Below are 21,393 nucleotides of genomic sequence, written 5' to 3'. Positions count from 1 at the left end.
TCTATGGTTTTAAGCTGCATTTGATTGTGGATCATCAAGGCGGAATAGTGGCGGCCAAAGTCACCCCAGCGAATGTACATGACACGAAACCGGTGAACGAGATGGTGCACGTGATATAAATAAACTCTATGCAGATAAAGGGTATATCAGTAAAGCACTGTCCACTGAATTGCTGGAGAAAGGCGTCACACTGGTGACAAACGTGCGTAAGAATATGAAAGCGAAGGCGAGTGTCGCACTTCGGAGTTGAATTCGGGTCAACGCAATTGTTACACATTAATTCTCTGCAGACATGAAAGCAAAACCACTCTTCATCTTTCCTGAAAAATTCATATGAACTTTAAAAAAGTCCACTCTCACATAGAGCATTTGTACTAAATTAGCATTGGTGAGTATCTATACAAATCTGCGATTACATGATGCCTCCTAGGGAAGCTAATACCAGCCACTTAGTCGCTGTTTTAAGATAATATTTACTTTATAAAGCTAACATAGAATAAATGTACATAATGAGTATCATTTGAAAATATCTAAATGAACAGTTCAAAAACACTTTTATATTTGATTTTAAATGACGTTCGTAACACTTACCCTTCAGCGCAAAACTTTATCCAGTTGATTACTATCCAATGAATGATTGTTTAGTTTTAATTGATACTGCCACTTTTAAAACAAACACCATCACAACAACTGAATTAAACGAAATAACTCTAAAAAATAATACTTAAGACTTACTACCCACCATTTTAACCTTAGAGTTAAAGACTAAACTTTTGTAGCATCGACTTTGAAGAAAGAGCCCCGAAACACAGTCTACAGCTGTATTCCTCTTAGTTTCTTTACTGATTCCAGAGTGCAACACCTGTTATAATTTTGGTTTAAAATGTTGATTAACTGTTTGCAATATGATTGTATTGCGCTGGAAGAGTGATCCAGGAGTCTATATTTTTCCTAGATCTCAGACGGAGATTTAGGAAACTAAATAGTTTTCGAATCACAGACAAAGATAACTTTCTTGTTCAAACGACTTGAAAGAAATTAAGAAAAAAAATCATATGTCCAGGGAGATAGACAATGCTTATGAATAGCTTATTAGCTAAATCTGTGCGCTTAGCACTGATTGGCGGTGCCACAGTTGCAGCACTTAGTTCTACAACTGCACTTGCAGCTGAAGAAGATGGTGCAAACAAAGTTGAACGTATTGAAGTTACAGGTTCACGTATTAAACGTGTTGATATGGAAGGTCCAAGTCCAGTTCAAGTTTTTGACAAAGCGTTTATTGAAGCAACCGGAACACAAACTGTTGCAGACTTCTTATTTCAATCAAATTTCGCAGGCCCTGGCTTAACCTCAGAAAATGCGACTCTAGCTCAAGGTGCAGGAACTGCAAACTTCGATGCTCGTGGTTTTGGTGATGACTATACCGTATTTTTACTAAATGGTCGCCGTTTGCCAGGGTCTCCGGTGGGAGGTTCAGCCGCAACTGACTTGAATAACATTCCAATGGCTGCGGTTGAGCGTATTGAATTTTTGGCTGATGGTGCATCGGCTATTTACGGTGCAGATGCGATTTCGGGTGTTATTAACATTATCACTAAGAAAGATTTTGATGGCTTGTCTGTTAAAGCTCAGTATGGACAAAACCTTGAACACAGTGATGGCGAGCGCACCTCTTATGAGTTAGTTGCTGGCAGTACAGGTGAAAAACACAGTACTCTAGTTGCTTTTGACTATTTCAAGCAAGAAGTTGTGGAAGCAGTAAATCGTCCTTTGATTAATTCAGCAGTTAGCCCAACTGGTGCTGATGGCCGCTCTCCTGCAGGCTTCCCTGGTACGTGGTTAGAAGAAGATTTTTCTACTGCTTATCCTGTAGCTGATTGTCCTGAATCGAGTAAACGTCCAACTACAGTAACTGAGGCAGGCTTCGAGTGTGCGTATGATGTTGCGCCATTATATCAAGCGGTTCCTAAATCAGAACGTTTCAACTTATTTGCATCTCATCATCAGGAGTTTTCAGATAATTTGAGCGGTTTCTTTGAAGCTCGTTACTCTCGCGCTAAAACAGAAGTGCGCAACGGTGCGGCGCCTGGTTTATTCGAAGTGCCAGCATCATCACCAGAAAATACTTTCGGTCGAGATATGCTTATTTATCGTCGAACAGTTGACGCTGGACCACGCTCACGTGATGGCGTTAACACAGCAACAAACTTAGCTTTTGGATTAGATTATCGTCTAAATGACAGCCATACGGTTTCTGGTTATTATGCAAAAAGCTGGGTGAATCAGAATCAAATGGGTCTTAATGGCCAAATTTCAAAGAAAGGTCTTTCAGATGCGGTTGCTGCAGGTCTAATTAAGCTAACAGAATTGAACCCTGCTGAACTATGGACCACAGAACCACATACTGCAGCGAATGGCAAAAAATATTGGATTTCAATCCCGACTCATCGTCAGGCGGCATTAACTGAAGAGATTGCCAACATTGGTATGAATGGTGACTTCGAAGTGATGGAAGGCTTAGGTTATGCAGTAGGTTATGAAACCCGTAAAGAAACCTATTACGATTATACTGATATAGCTCAAATTACGGCTGATGTTGCTGGTGGTGCTGCATCTTATGGTATCGGTGACCGCGAAATGAAAGCTGCATATGCAGAACTTGCGTTTACTCCAATTGAATCGTTAGAGCTTTCAGGTGCTCTACGTTATGACGATATCACAACTTCTGTTTCTGATCTCGGCAGTAAAACAACCTACAAGTTGGCCGCATCATGGCGCCCAGTGGATAGCTTGCTGCTTCGAGCATCTCACGCAACAGGCTTCAAAGCCCCAGCTTTAGGTCAACTTTTCTTAGGCGAGAGCTTTGGTGTGACAAGTGCTATTGATACTAAAGCTTGTCAAGCAGATCCAGTAAATGGCTGTAGTAAACGTGAACTTCAATCTAAAAGCGGTGGTAATAAAGATTTAAAACCTGAGGAGTCGACTTCTTACAACTTCGGTTTCTCTTGGGAAGCTATTGAAGGGTTAAGTATTACGACAGATTACTGGAATATTGAAGTTGATGGAAAAATCGGCTCACTTGGTGTTCAAGAAATCATTAACAACGAAGACAAATACCCACAGTTAGTGCATCGTGTAGGTGGAAATTTGTACCATCCTGATGCATATGTTGCAACCAACTTACAGAACCTAAGCTCTGAAAAAGGTCGCGGTATTGACTTCGATATTGGTTATAATTTTGACTTAGCTGGCGGTACTATGAGCCTAGGTCTGAAAAGTTCTTATTTAATTGAGCATTTGCGTCAGTCTTCTGCCACTCAACCTCTTTGTGATGATGCAGGAACGACTAGTGAACCAGAATGGCGTCAAAACCTGCGCGCTAGTTGGGAAACCAGCGATTACGGTGTAAGTGCGAATGCTAGATATATAGGTGAAACTACAGATAACCCAGCTGGTAAGCTAACAGGAACTTGTAATTCTCAAGATCCAAGCACAATTGTAACTGCTGACTCTTATACTCAGATCGATCTTCAAGCTTTCTACTTCTTGCCAACTGGAACAAAGTTAACAGTTGGTTTACGTAACGTGTTTGACGAAGCACCGGTGTACTCAGAAGAAGCTGGTGGCGGTTGGCCTTTCTATGATCAAGCTCTGTATGACAATATGGGTCGTTACATGTACTTATCATTGAGCCATTCGTTCTAATATCAGTTCGAAGTTCAAATTTTGAGTTCTTTAATAAGCCCTAATTTTTAGGGCTTATTTTTTTATCAATTTAATTACATTCCAGTTGCAATAAAATCAATCCGAGCGTAAGTAAATAAAGTTCTGGTATTTTTCAACTCTCAAAATTTCAATCATTTTTTTAGACGCATAAACTAGGATAGTAAAAACTCCGAAGTGCGAAACTAGCTAATTAAGCTAATTTGTTAAACACTACCGCTGGCTTAAACTTCAAACATTTCTTAGGTCGATAGTTAATCCAGCTCTGAGTAAATTCGATTAATTCATTACTCACCAGCCTTACCCCCTTTTTTTTTGATATACTGTCTCAGTAAACCGTTGGCATTTTCATTTGCGCCTCGTTCACATGAACGATAATAATGCGCAAAATACACCTTAGTATCCAGTGAGTTTGCTATCTCTTCATGGTTAGCAAACTCTCGACCATTATCCGCGGTTATCGTTAACATGGACTTTGGCGAGATAAAGGGTACCACTTTCCAGCAGTTGGCTTCTTCTACACCTCAATTTGTGTGTCGCAGTTATTAACTGAATTCTGGATTGTCAATCTCAGTTACAAGATGCTTTACCTGAATATTTAAATTACGAGCAAAAAAAATGACAAACCCATTAACTTGGATTTGTCATTTTATTTTTTAAAATATTTTTAAATTTATTTTTCTAGAACTTGTAATCTATTGAAGCATAGAAAGTACGTCCTAAGGAATCAGTATATCTTGGGTCATAGCCAACTTGGTGACCAGCACCACTTGCACGTAAGGATAATGGTGGAGCGACGTCAAACAAATTATTAATACCAACTGATAGCTTTAAATCATCAATAATAGTGTATTGAGACTGGAAGTTAACAGTTGTATAAGATGGTACCGCTAACTGGATCAATTTGTTACTACCGGAGATACTTCCCACACGAACGTTGTTCTCTTGGTCTGCATAACCTGAACGATAACGAATTGTAACTGAGTTATCAAAATCGCCAGTTTTCAGAGTGCTAACTAACTGTGCTGTAGTGCGGAAGACAACTGCGTCATCATCGCCAAATTTACCTAAGCTAGAAATCCAATCATTGTCTGTTCCTGGACGAGTATACTCACTATTAGTAATATAAGTTCCTGACAATGTGTTATTTAAACGACCAAATGAAAGATCATGTCCTAACGTCAAATTCCAGTCATATCCTGCATTTTTGGATTTGCCGACGTTAAGATCAGAGTAAACAATTGCAATTTCTTCTTCGCCAGTTCCTTTGTTTAACTTAGTTGTAAACAAATCTCTATAACGAGTAGGATCTGCCATTATTTGAGATTCAGTCACACTAGCGACCATGTCACTTAATTCAATATTCCAGTAATCTAATGAAAAACTGAAATCGGAATCAGGAGCATATACAAAACCAAGAGAATACTGTTTAGATGTCTCAGGTTTTAACTTAGCATTACCTTCGCTAAAGGCTTCATACTGCTGTGAACTTGTAGGGCATAGTGGTGCTAGAGGATCAGAAGTGCCTGCAAAAGGACATACTTCATACGAACCACTTGTTACACCATAATCAACTCTAGGGTTAGCAATTGACAGCATTGAAGGAACTTTGAAACCGGTTCCAGTTGAAGCTCTTAATAATAGATCTTCTGTTGCCTGATAACGTAAAGATATTTTATAAGTAACAGCACTTTCAGAATCATTTACTGTACTTGAACCTGGAATGGCAACTCCTGCGTCATCATAAGCAAAATCATTAGTGATAGCGCCAACATTATCATAGCGCAGCGAGCCTGTAAGTTCTAAGTCCGTAATAACTGGAACAATTAACTCAACGAATGCACCGTAGCTGTCACGCGCTAAATCATATTCCGTGCCAGTATTAGAACCCAATAACAAATCTTGCTTATTTGCTTCTGCTATTGAAGACACATAATGAGTATTACGGAACTCAGCACCCGTACCTAAATATGCAGTACCTGCGGATGTTTCAAAAATAGGCATAGAGGCTTTAGCATCAAACGCTTTGACTTCAGTTGTATCATTACTCCAGTTGCCATTAAATTGCGTCTGACTCAACAGATCTTTGCCTTCTTGGCTAATTTGATCTGGCGTTGCAAAAATATCTACTTTACCTGTAGCCATTAAGGCCATGAAATCGTCGAAAAGAGGATATCCACCGGCCACATTCTCATCAGTATCATTTTTAGAGTATGTAAAAGCAGCGGAATAATCAATCTCGCCCGCAAGTCCCTCAATGCCCGTCACTATGTGCGTAGACTTTGTATTCCATTCAGTAGCACGTCCGCCAAGTGGTAATGCTCGCCACTGTGCATCCACCTTAACTAAATTATCTTGCTGGGCTGGATTCAAATTTGGAATAATCCATTGATCAACTAACGGCGAATCAGTTGGTATGGTAAAGAAGCCTGTTGCATTGGGTGCAATACGAGTAGTTTGAGAAAAATCAGAATACATCATATTTGCAAAAAGCTTAATGTCATCGGTTAAAGCAAAATCGGCACCTAGAATAACAGAGTCACGTGAACTTTCTGGCAAAATTTCAACTGTTGTAGTGTAGTCAAATTGACATGAGTCCACAACTTGGAAATTGTCAGGCGCACAATTGCCATTTGTCTTCAAATATGGGTTGAAAACAGTGGTCTTCTTTTCACCATTCTCCATATAAGTGACTCTGGCGTTACCAGGAATAGCATTCGGAGATCCCTTAACGTAATAATACTCTTGATTATTACGATTAAAGTTAATAATCCCAGTTTTAGCAAAATCACGATCCGTTGCTTTTAGTTGCTCTTGCTCGTCATGTCCAACAGAAAATAAAATGTTAAAACCATCTTTTTCATAATCACCAAAGCCACCAGTGAATGAAAGATTACTGCTTGTACCTCCCGATTCCTGTGGTTTGTTGTAACGCGCTGCTACGTTGAAACCTTGAAGATCTTTTTTGGTAATGAAGTTAACAACACCCGCAATAGCATCTGAACCGTACAATGCAGAAGCACCATCAGTTAATACCTCTACACGCTCAATTGCCGCAAGAGGAATACTATTCAAATCAATTGTTGAGCCTGAACCGCGGGGCGCCATTCTGCGTCCATTCATTAAGACGAGTGTGTAACTTGAACCCAAACCACGTAAAGAAGCAGATTTTACACCACCACCACCACCACCAACTGAATCTGCGTCAGTTGTAAATCCTTGCATTGATGGTAAAGATTGGACTAAATCACCAGCACTAGTCAGGCCAGTTCTATCAATATCCTCTCTTGAAATTACAGTGATCGGAAGTGAGCCTTCCATATCCGTGCGCTTAATACTTGAACCAGTAACTTCAATACGCTCGATCTTCTCGCCCTGAGCTTCCGCGGCAATAGCAGCTACTGATGTAAATGCTAACGCAGCAACTCCACCAACAAGAGCCAAACGTACTGAGTTTGCTAAAAAATTGTTTTTATGCATTGACTATCTCCCGATGTACTAGTTGTTTTTATTTTTAAACTGTTTCTGAGGCACAAAAAGACCACAGCTAAACAAGTTGCAACAATAGAAACACACACCCAAGAAAGTATCAACAAAAATAAAACAAAAGTATTACACCAAGATAATCGCAAAAAACAATAAAAACAATAAAAACAATAACTTAAACATCGTTAATGGTTAAGCAAAAAAAACAACAAATGCAACAGTAAGTCTTAATGCTTAATTTTCTCTGAAACAAAATGCCTTCCTAACCATAAGTTTAGCACTTGCATAGGCTGTCATGCTCTATACAGCGAAGGAGAAAAAATCATAAAGTCTTGATACAAGAAAAATTAATAATTAAATTAAATCAAATATTTGAGAGCGAAAAAACTTCAAAACGCTCCTTTGCGGCTTACAGAACTTTTAAAGTGAACACTGATTTTTGCCGAAGGATTATGAAAAATTTAAATGTTGCACAAGGACTAAAGATTTGCTGTACCAATAAATATACTCTCCAAAATGAGTTTGAAACGTGTCAACGCTATTCGGGACGGGTCATTTTTTCAATAAAAAGCCAGTCATTGCTGACTAATGCCGATCGTTTTAAGTAGTTGAACGATCTTTCAAGGGCTTCATAATCAGCCGCAACCTAAGTTGCGGCTGATTGTTTATGTCTGAATTTTCTAAAGAGCTACTCGTTACTGCGGAATTTTGCCAATCGCAGGATATTGATGTATTCGCCAAACATGTTCCCATGGATTGGGTGACTGAGGCTGTGCAACAAACTGGCAGGGCATCGCTTCGAACCCGCCGTTCCCCTGCAGAGCAAGCGGTTTGGTTGGTTCTAGGCATTGGTTTGATGCGTAACCGCTCGATTCAGCAAGTCTGTGATACGCTCTCACTGGCGTTTCCCGACGCCAAGGGGGAGCTCCCGCCACTGGCGACCAGTAGCATCATCAAAGCCAAAGAAAAGTTGGGTTCAGAGCCCATGCGTTATTTGTTCAAAACAACCGCTGCACAGTGGGAAACACAGTGCGAATTTGATGAGATTGCTGGATTGAAATTGCTCAGTGTTGATGGGACGTATTTTAAGACGCATAACACTGAAGAAAAACATCACTTTGGCTTTGCACAAAGCACGGCTTCTTTTCCCTCTGTGCTGGCGGTCACCTTAATGCCTACTCGCAGCCACTTACTTTCTGATGCGGCTTTTGGGCCTGTTACCCACAGTGAAATTCACTATGCACAGCAATTGGTTGGCTCAGCTCCCGAGCATTCGCTCACGTTGTTTGACCGCGGGTTTATGTCTGCCGAATTGCTCATCAGCTGGCAAGGAAGCGGTGCAAACACCCATTGGTTAACCCCGATAAAGTCTAAGACCCGCTATAGAATTATCGAGTCATTCTCAGAGTATGACCATCTGGTTGAGATGCCGGTATCACCCCAAGCTAAACAGCAAGCGCCTTATCTGGGGGAGCGCTGGCAAGCTCGCCTTATCCTTATTCCGTCACCCAAAGGTGATATCAAAGGGTTTATCACGTCATGTCTATGCCCCAACACTTATTCAGTGAACGATTTGCTCAAGGTGTATTGGCAGCGATGGGAGATAGAGAGGGGTTATGGCGAGCTGAAGCAATATCAACTGGAAAATAAACCCGTCCTGCGCAGTAAGAAGAAGGATGGGGTGTATCAAGAATTATGGGGTATCTTGACGACCTACAATATTGTTCGGCAAGAGATGGCCGCAATGGCAGTGCAGCATAAAGTTGAACCACAGAGGATAAGTTTCATTAATGCCCTGTTTTTAATCCAGGATGAGTTTGGTTGGAGCGACAGAGGGAGTCCAGGAGCGATCCCACAGCACTTAAAACGACTGAGGGAAAATGGCAAGAGGTTGATTTTACCTCCGAAGAGGAAACGACCCAGCTACCCGCGTGTGGTGCTAAAGAAAACGGTGAAATATCCAAGTAAAAATGCCACTCGCTCTTAAGCGAGTGGCATTAGTCATTGCTGACTGGCTTTTTGGGTAATATCTGAAAAGGTTCTTACTTCAAAGAACCTGAAACTTAGAGCGTGTAACGGATACCGATTGCAACGCCGTCAGATTCAGAAAGTGCCATTCTGGCTTCATGTTCCCCAGAAAAATCACTGTAATCTTTACGTGCTTCTACGTACAGAACTGTGTTTGGATCCCACACAAAGTGCAAACCGACAACGACAAACTGACGCTTAAACTCATCTGTAGGTTTGGCATTGAAGTTTGGCTGGATAACATAATCTTTACCGGCATCAAGCACGTTGTAAGAAATGAATGGACGTAGGCCATTGTCAAACTTGTAAGAAACTAAACTTTCAATACCATAGGCATCTTTGATCAAACGACCAATGTTGTCAGTATCATGGTTTTCTTGTCTGTTAACGTTTGCAGCAGCATATAAGCCATTATTATCGAAGTTACCCCAAGTGATACCTGCACCGTAGATAAGATCAACCGCTGTGGTTTGTTCGCCGTTACCATAGCTCACTTCAAATTCACCACGGTTAACGCCGGCAGTCAACGTCAACATGTCAGTAGCTTTATATGTTAGTGCAGCGCCGTATGTATAGTTAAACTCGACTTGCTGAGCATCATCAGCACCATTTCCCCAACGTTCAGCACATTCTTCCTGACTTACTTCTGGCTCATATTTTCCGCCATCTAATTTTCTAAGATCACAAGTATAGAAGCTACTGTTTTTCAACTGCGCTTGAACTGCGAAGCTAACATCGCCAAAGGCATTGCGATACTGGACCGTTTTATCACCACGACCCACGCCGTTTACCGCGCCGTCATCTTTGTTATAAGTGTAAACACCTGCAGTGTTGCCGTCCCACACAAAACCGTAGTTAGTGTTGTAAACGACATCGTACCAAGCACCCCACTGCTTACCGATAGTCAGTGTTCCATAAGTGTCATGGGACAGACCTGCGTAACCTAAACGGTTATAGAAGAACTCTTCTTGAACAGATTCGAAGCGATTGTTATAGACAATATCGCTATTACCCACTGGGTTTACGCCCCACTCTAATTTAGCAAAGGCTTTCCAACCGTCAGTCAACTCACGATTAAAACCAAAATTAATGCGAGATGCGCCGTTAACAACCTCTGTTTCCCCTTGAGTGTTGATCACGCGTGCATCAATAAAACCACCGATTTCTACGGCATTTTTATTATCTTTATAGATCTCGATAGCCGAGACTGATGGTACTAAAAACATGGCTGCAAGCGCAGTTGCTACTAACGTCTTGTTCATTTGGTGCTTAACCTTTTTTTGTTTATGTTTTGCCAACGTCATTCCGTTGTTATATTTCCTTACAATTTCCACTTAAAGGGTAGCAAATTTTCAATATCCCCTCAAAGCGAAACCTAAAGAATATGTCGATTAACATCACAAAAACAAACCAGTTAACCTCTACAAAACAGGTTAAAACGCTACATTCGCCACCTATAGCAACACACAAAGAACATTAAAAACACTATATTAACAGCAACTGCTTTGACGCAATATCCATGTAGTTTAGTTTCATTATCGAAAATACCGGCTCTGCAATAGGGCCAATTTGCTTATCAATGTAGTATTGGTAATCAATTGGTGACGTTCTGTACAGTAAGGGTTCCGGTCCATTTACAGTAATCAGGTAGTCAATTTGCGCCCCACGCTTGCCAAAAGTGGTATCACCTGTTAAGTCGCATAGTTGCCGGGCGACTTTAACATGTGGTGAAGATTTAGCCGTGTAATCTTCGATATTGCGCCGCATGCGTTTACGAAATACCAAATCATTATCCAACTGACCATCAAGCAATTTTTCAAACACGCTGGCTAAATAAACACTGATATCCCTTTGGTTAAACATTCGCTCATAGAGTGACTCTTGGACTTTGCGCGCTAAGGGACTCCAATCACTGCGCACTTGTTCCATACCTTTAAAGATAAGCTCAAGTTCATCGCTCGCATTGCGCCACGCGCCAACATAACGCTTTTTACTGCCTTCTAATGAGCCTCTTAAGGTTGGCATAAAGAACTGCTCGTAATGCCGTTCAAACTGTAACTCGAGAAAACTCTCAACTTGGTGATCAGCACAGATCTTAGCCTGCCACTTAGCATTGATATCCTGCGCCAGACTGTTACCCAAGGCGTTAATGTCTGAGAGATCAGGCTCGCTGCCAAGCCTGACAAAGGTCGAATCCGTATCGCCATAAATCACTTGATAGCCCATCTCTTCTATCCATGCGCGGGTTTGTTTCATGATTTGATGGCCGCGCATCGTGATCGAACTTGCTAACTTTGCATCGTGGAACACGCAGCCTTGAGAACCTAAAACCCCATACAGCGAGTTCATGATAATTTTTATCGCTTGGGATAACGGCGCATTATGTTCACGCTTGGCCTTTTCTCGCTGCTCAGATAAGGTTTGGATAAGCTTAGGTAAAATAGGCTGTTGCCGACTGAAACGGCCACCGAGAAACCCCGCAACACATTCAGACTCGGGCAACTGCAAGCCTTCAATCAATCCCTTAGGATCGATCAAAAAGGTGCGAATAATGGAGGGATACAGACTTTTAAAATCGAACACTAAGATGTGTTTATAAAGACCCGGCACAGAATCCATCACGTAGCCGCCAGGACTTTCAATGCCATCACTGGCAGGCTCTGCTGGAGCGACATAACCCGCTCGATGTAAATGCGGTAAATACAAATGATTAAACGCCGCCACCGAAGCCCCTACTCGCCCAAGTTCTAAACCTGTCAGTTCGGCACGCGCGAGGGCAAAATCCCACAATTGAGTGTGAGTAAAAATATCCCACACTAGGCGGCTATCGGTAAGATTGTAATGCGCTAAGGCTTGTTTATCGGTCTTAAACAGCTGGTCAATTTCTTCAACGCGATTATCGACGTTATGAATGGCCTTGCCTTCACCTAATAATTGCCGCGACACAAATTCAAGCGAGAAACGCTCAAAGTGATAAAAAGCCGCCTTAAGCCAATCGATACCATCGAGTACCACACGGCCCGGTAAGACTAAGGTTTCTGGGCGAAATTTATTATCAACCTTCCAATCGAGCATAGCGCCACCGCGGCCAATGGTGAGTGGAATACGGTGTAATAATGCACGGCGTGACAATAGCGCGAGATCGAAACTCACCACTGACCAACCGATAATAAAATCAGGATCAAACTCATGGAACCACGCGATTAATCGATGAATAAGTGCAGCTTCATCGACCACCCATTCAATATACTCGGGGGCGTTTGATTCAGCTTCGCCCACCATGATCACTTTTTCATAAGTCTGCTTGAGGCTGCCTTGCCCCTCGGCTTGGCTACTGTCTTGACCATATAGCGCAACCGAATAGAGTAACCCCTCAAAGCTGCATTCAAAATCCAGTGAAATACAGCGTAAATTCACCGCCATCAAGGGAGCAATACTCTTTGCCCGCTCGGCGATAAACACGGGCAGCGAGTTAGCCTCAAGACTGTCGCTAGTCGGCGCGTGTATGTTACTCGTCGCAGAGAAATGCCCTAAAAATGCCACATCCAGCGCCACAAACCGCTCGATTAAATAACGCTGTTCGGGTCGAATATCGGCTTCAAATAAGGGGATGTCGGCATCTTTAGCGATGCGCTGTAAGGTACGCATGCTGTTGCTCGATTTGGCATAAACACCACTGACAGCGCCGCCTTTAAAGCTTTTGAGTGCTAATGGCACAAACCGCAATGCTTGACCCGGCGTTTGTAACTGTAGAGCCGCCACATCCGTTTGATGGCAAAAACAAATGTGTTCAGTACCTTGCACTTCCACCAGCACAGGGCCTTGGGCGGTAGCCAGATAATACTGCAACACTAAACTCCCATGACGATGAATCGCATGGCGTGTTAAGACTCGACCTTGTACACTAACGGCCGTTGTTGCCTCTGGCTTCATCGCATGGGTTCCCAAATCGTATAGCTACTCAATTTAAATGCCGCCAAATGGCAGAAAAGTTTCTTAGGCTATGCAATCACTGTTATTATGTACAGCATTAATTCGATAAAGTAGTGACGCATGTTACCTGACAATGTAAAAACCCAGATCCGCGCCATCTATAAGGATATCGCTACCGCCTTGCCTCATTTTAGGCCGCGCCGCGAACAAAACTATATGGTGGCGGAAATCTCTAAGACCCTCGCCGGCGACTATGACAAAGATAGACGCATTATCGTGGTCGAAGCAGGCACTGGGATCGGTAAATCATTGTCTTACATCCTCGGTACCATTCCACTGGCATTAGCGAGCAAGAAAAAGGTCTGTATAGCTACCGCAACCGTCGCCTTGCAAGAACAATTACTGCATAAAGATTTACCCTTTTTTCTTGAGCAATCCGGCTTAAATTTCCGCTTTGGCCTAGTAAAAGGTCGACAACGTTATGTGTGTCTATCGAAACTGGCGATGCTCATCGGTGACGACAACAGTACACAAATGGCCATGTGGCAAACTAAGCCTGACAACAGCCAAGTAGCTATGATGCATGGCCTGTTAAAAGACTATAACGAAGGTCGCTGGAATGGCGAAATCGATACCTTAGCCGTACCGCTGCCTGATCACCTGTGGCAACAAATCGCCTGCGACAAACACAGCTGTCATCGTCAAGTCGCCAGCCACAGAAATTGCCCGTTCCATAAAGCCCGCGAAGATGTCGATACCTGGGATGTACTCATCGCCAACCACAGCTTGTTATTCGCCGACTTAGAGCTCGGTGGCGGCGTGATATTGCCCGATCCCGAAGACGTGTTTTATGTTATCGACGAGGCACATCACTTACCGATTGTGGCGCGGGATTTCTCCAGTGCACAGGCCACGCTGAGGGGCGCCTGTGACTGGCTCGAAAAAATTGGCAAAACCTGCGCTAAGTTACAAAACCAAATAAAGAGCAACAACATTATTGCTCCTGCGCAGGCGATGCAAGATCACTTAGGCGATCTTATCGCCCAGCTCAACCAAGTGGCCCACTACTGCGATACCCAGACAAAGCACTTTGCCAATCCTGAAAACCGTCTGCGTTTTGAGCACGGCAAACTGCCGGACTCATTACTCATTCTGGCTGAAAACCTTGCTGTGACCTCTAATCTTGCCCTCAAGCAGTTTAATAAAATGCTGTCACTGTTGGCAGAGGCGATTAAAGATGGCGACATTCCTAAACATCAATCCGAAGCACTATTAGCCGAAACCGGATTTATGCTGCAAAGGCTCGAGAATCTACAAAAATTGTGGAAGATGATGGCCAAGGAAGATAAGCACAAAGGCGCACCTATGGCGCGCTGGGTTGAACTTATCACAGGTAAACAAGTGGATTATCTATTTAGCGCTTCACCTATCGAAGTCGGCTTTATGCTGGAATCCATGCTGTGGCAAAAGGCCGCGGGCGTGGTCTTATGTAGCGCCACGCTGCGCGCACTCAATAACTTCGACCATTTCGTACATCAGGTGGGGTTATCACTCAACGATGGCAGTCGTTATTTAGCCTTACAATCGCCCTTCGATTACCCCAATAATGCGACACTTTATTTACCCAAAATGCGCACTGAGCCGACGGACGATGCCTATACGGCTGAACTTGCCGAACAAATCATCACCCTTATTGAAGGCGAAATGGCAACCTTAGTGCTATTCGCCTCCTACTGGCAGATGGAAAAAGTGGTTGAATTACTTGAAGGTAAACTCACCACTGAGCTACTTATCCAAGGCAATGCGCCACGGCAACAATTATTAGAAAATCATAAAGCTAAATGCGATAAGGGCGAACCAAGTATCTTGTTCGGCACCGGCAGCTTCTCTGAAGGTCTCGACTTGCCCGGTGATTATCTGACTAACTTGATCGTCACTAAACTGCCCTTTGCCGTGCCAACCTCGCCCGTTGAGCAAGCGCATGCAGAATATGTCAAAGTCAAAGGCGGTAATCCCTTCTTACAACTGACGATCCCAGATGCTTCACGTAAGCTTATTCAAAGTTGTGGTAGATTACTGCGTAAAGAGCAAGATTATGGCCGAGTGACCATTTTAGATAGGCGGTTAGTCACTAAACGCTATGGCAAGTCCTTACTGGATGCCTTACCGCCCTTTAGACGTGTTATAGAGTAGGATTAAAATTTGGAGTTGTTACTCGAGCCCAGTCATTGGGCCCTGTTGGCAGTCATAGGTCTTATCGCTGGATTCATCGATGCCGTTGTTGGCGGCGGTGGCCTATTGTCGATCCCCGCGCTGTTAACCTTAGGCATAGCACCGCACACCGTATTAGGTACCAATAAGTTAGCCGCCAGTTTTGGCTCTTCAATGGCGGCTTGGACCTATTATCGTCAGCACCTTTTTAAACCCTCATTTTGGTACATGGCCTTTATTGCCACCTTTATTGGTGCCGTATTGGGCAGTTTCTTAGTCTATTTAGTCGATACCCAATGGCTCGAAAAAGTCCTGCCACTGCTGATCATTGGCATCGCCATTTACAGTTTAATCAGCCCCAATGCGATATCAGATGTTAACTGCCAAGCCCCAACCAGCAAACCACCCGCCAAGCAACAATGGCTACAGGGACTTGCTTTAGGCACTTATGATGGTTTTGCCGGCCCTGGCATTGGCGCGTTTTGGACTGTCACATCCGGCTCTTTGTATAAACTGCCTTTACTGCACAGTTGCGGCCTCGCCCGCGCAATGACCTTCACCAGCAACTTGACCGCATTGACTATCTTTGGCTGGCTTGGGCAGGTAGAGTGGCAAATAGGTTTGTGGATGGGATTGTGCATGATGTTAGGCTCATTTATCGGCGCGCGCTGCGCGATTAAATTTGGCATGCCCTTTATTCGTCCACTGTTTATTTTGATCGTGCTAATGATTGCAGCAAATTTGGCATGGAGCGCATGGTTGTGAACACCCAACAATTACTGGTGATGCTGAAAAATCAGCTCAAAGCCCTAGAGCAAGAAGTACTGCAGCACGATAATCGACTCGCGCCGCCGCAGCGTAAACTCCTGCAAGAAACTGAGCGCTTTAATCATTCGCTGTTTGTCCAACACGGCGCCCAACTCAGCCCCTGTATTGAACAAATTCGTAGCAGCATTATACAGCTCGAAAAACAAATTAAGCTCAAGCTCGCCCCCCAGACGATTGCCCTCAGCTGTGAGCGGATCCAAGACAGATTCACCGCCGTCAAACGGGCCTTGCTGACGACCTCTATCGACATTAAGTCCAAGACTCAGCAACGTGCCAGTAGCCGCGCCCGTTTTGCTCAGCGTCAGAATCAGTCTCACCAAGCCAGTGGTTTCGATTGGATCGCCAATAACGTGATGCAAAATAGTCACGAGATCTATGAAGAATTGAACAAACACCTGAATTGGGCGAAAAAATTTGAACAAAAAATTGAAGAAATGGAATCAAAACTTGAAAACTGTCATAGTGCTGACAAAATAAAATTGCAAAATGACATCCTTTTGATGCATCGTCGTCTAGGAAAATGCAGGCAAGCTATTAGTTATATAGAAGATCGCATTCAAATATTCGAACGTCCGTATCAGAGTAATAATCGTTAAGGAGTAACAATTGAAATCACTTTTGCCAATCAGCAGCCTGCTAGTATTACTCGGTTCTGCTTCAGCCTTCGCCGCAGATCTCAACATTCCGATGTCATTTGAGTACCTTGCACTCGATGGTAAAAAAGTCGAGTCTAGCGTGTTCAATCATAAAAGCAGCTTAGAATTAACACCAGGCACTCATAAAATCGCCATTCGTTACCATGAGATGGTAGAAGACGATTTTAGCGATAGCCAAACCTTTGTTAAATCAGCCCCTTTCATCGTGACCTTAGACGTTGATGGCGACTATCAATATTACCTCCAAGCCGCCGAAGGCAAAGTCGTTAAAAAGCCAAAAGTTTACGCGCAAAACCCACAAATCAAATTGACCCGTGGCGACAAAGGCGACGTCAATTTCCAAGTGGTGAATACCAATTTAGAAGAAGAAAGCTTTGTCTCTCGCCTTTTCAGTGGTAATCAAGCCGTTGACGTTTCGGGAACTGCCGCGGCAGCAACCGGTGCAGCTGGCGCAGCTGGCGCAGTGGTTGCCGTTGCACCAGTGCCCGTGGCAACATCGGCTACCGTTAGCGCGACGTCACTCACTACTCCCGTAGACACTTCTAAAGCAACAGCTGCCAATCCACAACAAATGTTGCAATACTGGTGGTTACAAGCGGATGAGAAAACACGTAAAGAATTTATGAGCTGGGCAATTTCACAGCTATAACGACTTGCGATAACGAGGTTTAGTCAATATTGACTCTGATCCCACTGGTTTATCACGCCAGCTATTCCAAGCTGGCGCTTCCTCCTCATCACAGATTTCCCACGACCAAGTACGCGAATTTACGGCAGTACTTACTCGAGAATCAGCTGGCCACACCAGCCCAGTTCCACACGCCAACGGCGATGACAGCGCAGGATGTAATGCAAGTGCATCAACGCGAGTACGTAGAGCAGTTTATCGCGGGCACGTTACCAACAGCGGCGCTTAGACGGATTGGTTTCCCATGGAGTGAAGCCTTAGTCGAGCGCACCTTGCATTCTGTAGCAGGCACCACTCTCACAGCTTCATTGGCCATAAATCAAGGTATTGGCCTGCACCTAACGGGTGGCTATCATCACGCCCATTACGATTTTGGCAGTGGCTATTGTATTTTCAACGACCTTATCCTCGCGGCCAGAAATACCATCGAGAGCCAGCAAGTACACAAGGTACTGATTTTTGATTGCGATGTGCATCAAGGTGATGGCAGTGCAACACTCAGCCAGCGACATCAAGGGATAATCAGTTGCTCGATTCACTGCAAAGAGAACTTCCCGAGTCGTAAGCAGCATTCCCACCATGATATTGAGCTAACCAAACGCAGCGATGACAATCTGTATCTCGAAACCGTGGAGCAAACACTCGCCCTACTCATCCGCATCCACCAGCCAGATCTCATTCTTTATGATGCCGGGGTCGATATCCATCAAAATGATGATCTCGGTTTACTCAATATCAGCCAAGAAGGGCTATTCAGACGGGATTTAACTGTGTTATCAATGGCAAAATCGGAAAATATTCCAATTGCAGCCGTGATAGGCGGCGGCTATAGCAGAGACGCACTACAATTAAGCCAAAGACACAGCCAACTTTTTATTGCGGCAAACCATTTGTGGTAGCAAACTCAATGAAAACCGTCATGGAGCATAACGATGCAACTCGAAATCCGTAATTACTACGAAGTTCTTTTAATGGAAATATTGTCAGATGAAGGACTTATGGACGAGCTTCCTGAAGACTATCTCGCCGACTTATGTTGTGTGACCTTAAATCAACTGCCTGTGCGCTACATACGCCACCTCGTCGATACCTACTTCTTTGAAGACTATAACGAGCTGCAAGAATTAAAGCGTGAGATCCAGACCGCACTCGAAAAGTCCCGCGCCTTCCTTAAACAAAATCTGCAAAAAAGATTACAGGAAGAAGCCGAAGCCAATCGTTAATCTCGCTAAGGTCTGACTTTTGAGGGTATTTTAGCCGTTGCAGTGGCAGGAAAGAGGCAAACAATAGATTATCCCATTGCGTATAAAGTATTCACGCTATAAATGATTAACGGCAGAAAACAGAAATAGTCAGTTAGCTACTATATTGAATAAAATAAATTGAGTAGATATAGAGAAGTGAAACGAGAATAAAACAGAGGTATTGCAGAATTGGAGGTTCCCCTAGAGCCGACACCCCGGCACACGAGTCGCTTGCTGCGGTTGCTCCCTTCCGGGCCTGGCCGAGTTCACAAGTTATCATTGCGGGGGGACCCTAGGGTCACCATAACTTCGAGCATTGCTTTGAAAGATATAAACCAAAGCGCTTGCTTGAACGCCGAGGATTATCCCCCATGCCTCCTATGGGATCAAGCGCTAATCGACAAGATCTCTTAATATCCCGCCTAACTGCACAATCTATAAGCAAGTGAAGTGATTGAAATGATAAAAGCCTGCAAATGCAGACTTTTATAGACATTTCCCTGAGTTTCACTGTGTCAAACTTGGCATATTAAAAATTCAACAAGAGTGAAACTCAATACATAATGCAACTCAATCATCGCCTGAGATAATTACAACTTAATCAAATGACGATTCTGCTCAATCAACTTAGCCCCAACACCCGAGACATTGGCTAAATCGTCAATTGCATTGAACTTACCATTTTTGGTGCGATAATCGACAATCGCTTGCGCCTTAGCGGCACCAATCCCTTTTAGCACTTGTAACTGCTCTGCTGAAGCCGTATTGATGTTGACTTGAGCAGCATCTGGCATGGCTTTCTTCGCATCCGATGCCATATCGCTCGCCTCAGTTTTAGCCTGAGTCTGCATTTTAGCGGCGGCTTTAGTCGGGGTGTCTGCGGCGATTGCTGGCGTTGCCAAAAAAGCCGTTAATGCCATGGCGCTCATAATAGCGGGTATACATTTGGTGATGTTCATAACTCTTCCTCTATTCCATGAATTGCGGCCTCTCTTCCTACTTCCGTGGCCTCAAATCAAAAATAGTCTAAGCTGTCCCGAAATACCAAATCGGCGTCATAAATATTCACTATCGCTAAACTTCTGTCTTCTGCTCAATGAGCCAGTGCTTGACTATGATAAAAAGATGCAAAAAGCATCCTTTTATCATTCAAATAGCTAACGGTCTTTAAAATAACAACATTCATTAAGCTAATCGAGCTAACGCTTGATTCAAGTCGGCGATAATGTCGTCACAATCTTCTAAGCCAATAGAAATTCGCAGTAGATTATCACCAATGCCAGCCGCCGCTCTCGCCTCTGGCGTATAGGGAGAGTGTGTCATCGACGCTGGATGTTGAATGAGGGATTCTGCATCGCCTAGACTCACCGCAATAGAGAACAAGCTTAAATGCCCCACAAAGGCCATAGCCTCCTCTAAATTTGCAGCCAGTTCAAACGCGATCACGCCGCCGGCACGTTTCATCTGCTGACCAATGAATTTATGCCCTTGGTGAGAGGCAAGTCCGGGATAATACACCCGGTTAATACTGGGATGTTCGGCCAAAAACTCGGCCACGCGCTGGGCACTATCGCAATGGCGCTGTAAACGCACATCTAAGGTTTTAAGGCCGCGCAAGATCAGCCAAGCATCGTGTGGCGATATCACAGCGCCAATATCTTTTAAGATTTCATACTTCACTTTATGGAGCTGTTCTTCGCTGCCACACACTATCCCCGCAATCACATCGCCATGACCATTCAGATATTTGGTCGCACTGTGGATCACCAAATCAATACCAAAATCCAGCGGCCTCTGCAGTAATGGGGTCATAAAAGTATTGTCGACAATACTGACCAACTGGTGACGTTTGGCAATAGTCGCAATTGCTGCCAAATCAAACACCTGCAAATGGGGATTGACTGGGGTTTCACAGAAAATGACCTTAGTATTGGATTTAATCGCCGCTTCTATTTCTGCTACCGATGAGAAGTCCACTAGGGACACTTCAATACCAAAGCGAGCGAACTGAGTCGTCATTAGCGCATAGGTACAACCGTATACGGCATTGGATGCCACTAAGTGATCGCCCATCTGCAAGTTAGCCAGTAATGCGGCGGATACTGCGCCCATACCAGATGCGGTTGCAGCGGCGGCCTCTGCCCCCTCTAAAATAGCCATTTTACGTTCAAGCTCGGCGGTTGTCGGATTACCTAAGCGCGTGTAAATATACCCCGGCTCATTACCCGCAAATCGCTCACCACCTTGCTGTGCGGACTCAAACACAAAAGTCGCACTTTGATATAGCGGCGTCACTAAGGCGCCAAAGGCCTCACGCTCATGACCGCCATGAATAACCTGTGTTGCCGCTTTCCACATCTTGCCTGACTCATCTTGCATACCTAGCTCCTTGTAATTGGCCTTGAGCGGTTCCCGTTCTTGATTGATTATTGGTATGGAACACTCAATGCCCGCATTATGGACAATCCAATAGATAAGTTAATGAAACATTAGCCCTATCGAATAAGCCCTACCATAACGCGGCCAAGCACTTAAGCCAGTAGCATGGCGAAAATAGCAGCGCGCAAAGTGTAATTAACTTGTTACATAGCACTTT

At 43.8% G+C, this 21,393-nt stretch carries 13 protein-coding genes, 1 other RNA gene and 2 pseudogenes; 9 read left to right on the top strand and 7 right to left on the bottom strand.

Annotated features, from left to right (window positions below; all coding sequences use genetic code 11):
• Together Q4Q50_RS20715 and Q4Q50_RS20710 are read left to right on the top strand one after the other, a co-directional pair.
• Positions 1-226: pseudogene (locus Q4Q50_RS20715) on the top strand (transposase); the annotation flags it as partial.
• A gap of 854 nt (positions 227-1,080) precedes the next feature.
• Entirely contained in the window at positions 1,081-3,705 is a 2,625-nt protein-coding gene (locus tag Q4Q50_RS20710; RefSeq protein ID WP_311900912.1) for a TonB-dependent receptor plug domain-containing protein, read from the top strand.
• A gap of 211 nt (positions 3,706-3,916) precedes the next feature.
• Here the strand turns inward: Q4Q50_RS20710 and Q4Q50_RS20705 are convergent.
• Together Q4Q50_RS20705 and Q4Q50_RS20700 are read right to left on the bottom strand one after the other, a co-directional pair.
• Positions 3,917-4,193 (bottom strand): annotated as a pseudogene (locus Q4Q50_RS20705) (IS30 family transposase); the annotation flags it as partial.
• 211 nt (positions 4,194-4,404) lie between these two features.
• The gene (locus tag Q4Q50_RS20700) at positions 4,405-7,203 is read right to left on the bottom strand and encodes a TonB-dependent receptor (RefSeq protein ID WP_063883133.1); all 2,799 of its coding nucleotides are present in this window, start codon (positions 7,201-7,203) and stop codon (positions 4,405-4,407) included.
• Positions 7,204-7,876: 673 nt separating this feature from the next.
• On the opposite strand from Q4Q50_RS20700, the gene Q4Q50_RS20695 reads away from it, so the two are divergent.
• Positions 7,877-9,196, top strand: coding sequence for an IS4 family transposase (locus Q4Q50_RS20695; protein ID WP_311900911.1), 1,320 nt, complete (start codon positions 7,877-7,879; stop codon positions 9,194-9,196).
• Positions 9,197-9,272: 76 nt separating this feature from the next.
• On the opposite strand, the gene Q4Q50_RS20690 is transcribed toward Q4Q50_RS20695, so the two are convergent.
• Both Q4Q50_RS20690 and Q4Q50_RS20685 read right to left on the bottom strand, forming a co-directional pair.
• Entirely contained in the window at positions 9,273-10,499 is a 1,227-nt protein-coding gene (locus Q4Q50_RS20690) for a porin (protein WP_311900910.1), read from the bottom strand.
• 223 nt (positions 10,500-10,722) lie between these two features.
• Entirely contained in the window at positions 10,723-13,170 is a 2,448-nt protein-coding gene (locus tag Q4Q50_RS20685; RefSeq protein ID WP_311900909.1) for a DNA polymerase II, read from the bottom strand.
• Positions 13,171-13,290: 120 nt separating this feature from the next.
• Between Q4Q50_RS20685 and dinG the strand changes: the two genes are divergently transcribed.
• Genes dinG through Q4Q50_RS20655 form a run of 6 tightly spaced genes read left to right on the top strand, consistent with a single transcriptional unit; the run spans position 13,291 to position 18,776 of the window.
• Entirely contained in the window at positions 13,291-15,363 is a 2,073-nt protein-coding gene (gene dinG / locus Q4Q50_RS20680) for an ATP-dependent DNA helicase DinG (RefSeq protein WP_011846477.1), read from the top strand.
• Positions 15,364-15,372: 9 nt separating this feature from the next.
• Positions 15,373-16,146: a sulfite exporter TauE/SafE family protein gene (locus Q4Q50_RS20675; protein ID WP_012196866.1), complete on the top strand. Its 774-nt coding sequence runs from the start codon at positions 15,373-15,375 to the stop codon at positions 16,144-16,146.
• Entirely contained in the window at positions 16,137-16,805 is a 669-nt protein-coding gene (locus Q4Q50_RS20670) for a primosomal replication protein (RefSeq protein WP_371830307.1), read from the top strand. The genes Q4Q50_RS20675 and Q4Q50_RS20670 overlap by 10 nt, the downstream gene beginning before the upstream one ends.
• A 10-nt stretch (positions 16,806-16,815) precedes the next feature.
• The gene (locus Q4Q50_RS20665) at positions 16,816-17,514 is read left to right on the top strand and encodes a DUF2057 domain-containing protein (protein WP_311900908.1); all 699 of its coding nucleotides are present in this window, start codon (positions 16,816-16,818) and stop codon (positions 17,512-17,514) included.
• A gap of 29 nt (positions 17,515-17,543) precedes the next feature.
• Entirely contained in the window at positions 17,544-18,452 is a 909-nt protein-coding gene (locus tag Q4Q50_RS20660) for a histone deacetylase family protein (RefSeq protein ID WP_311900907.1), read from the top strand.
• A 33-nt stretch (positions 18,453-18,485) separates the two neighbouring features.
• Positions 18,486-18,776 (top strand): late competence development ComFB family protein, encoded by a 291-nt coding sequence (locus tag Q4Q50_RS20655; protein ID WP_028760452.1) that lies wholly within the window; start codon positions 18,486-18,488, stop codon positions 18,774-18,776.
• Positions 18,777-18,995: 219 nt separating this feature from the next.
• Here Q4Q50_RS20655 and ffs read toward each other — a convergent pair.
• The 3 genes from ffs to megL all read right to left on the bottom strand — a co-directional run bounded on the left by ffs (position 18,996) and on the right by megL (position 21,176).
• Positions 18,996-19,093: signal recognition particle sRNA small type (ffs, locus tag Q4Q50_RS20650), an RNA gene on the bottom strand.
• Positions 19,094-19,387: 294 nt separating this feature from the next.
• Positions 19,388-19,756: a ComEA family DNA-binding protein gene (locus Q4Q50_RS20645; protein ID WP_259521917.1), complete on the bottom strand. Its 369-nt coding sequence runs from the start codon at positions 19,754-19,756 to the stop codon at positions 19,388-19,390.
• A gap of 226 nt (positions 19,757-19,982) precedes the next feature.
• A complete protein-coding gene (gene megL / locus Q4Q50_RS20640; protein ID WP_259483120.1) occupies positions 19,983-21,176 on the bottom strand; it encodes a methionine gamma-lyase in 1,194 nt (397 codons plus the stop codon).
• Positions 21,177-21,393: the final 217 nt, after the last annotated feature.

The sequence above is a fragment of the Shewanella scandinavica genome, from assembly GCF_031932065.1.
GTDB classification, from domain to species: Bacteria; Pseudomonadota; Gammaproteobacteria; order Enterobacterales; family Shewanellaceae; genus Shewanella; species Shewanella baltica.
The sequence above is the reverse complement of the archived record's forward strand: the minus strand, read 5'-3'. Positions and strand labels throughout refer to the sequence as shown.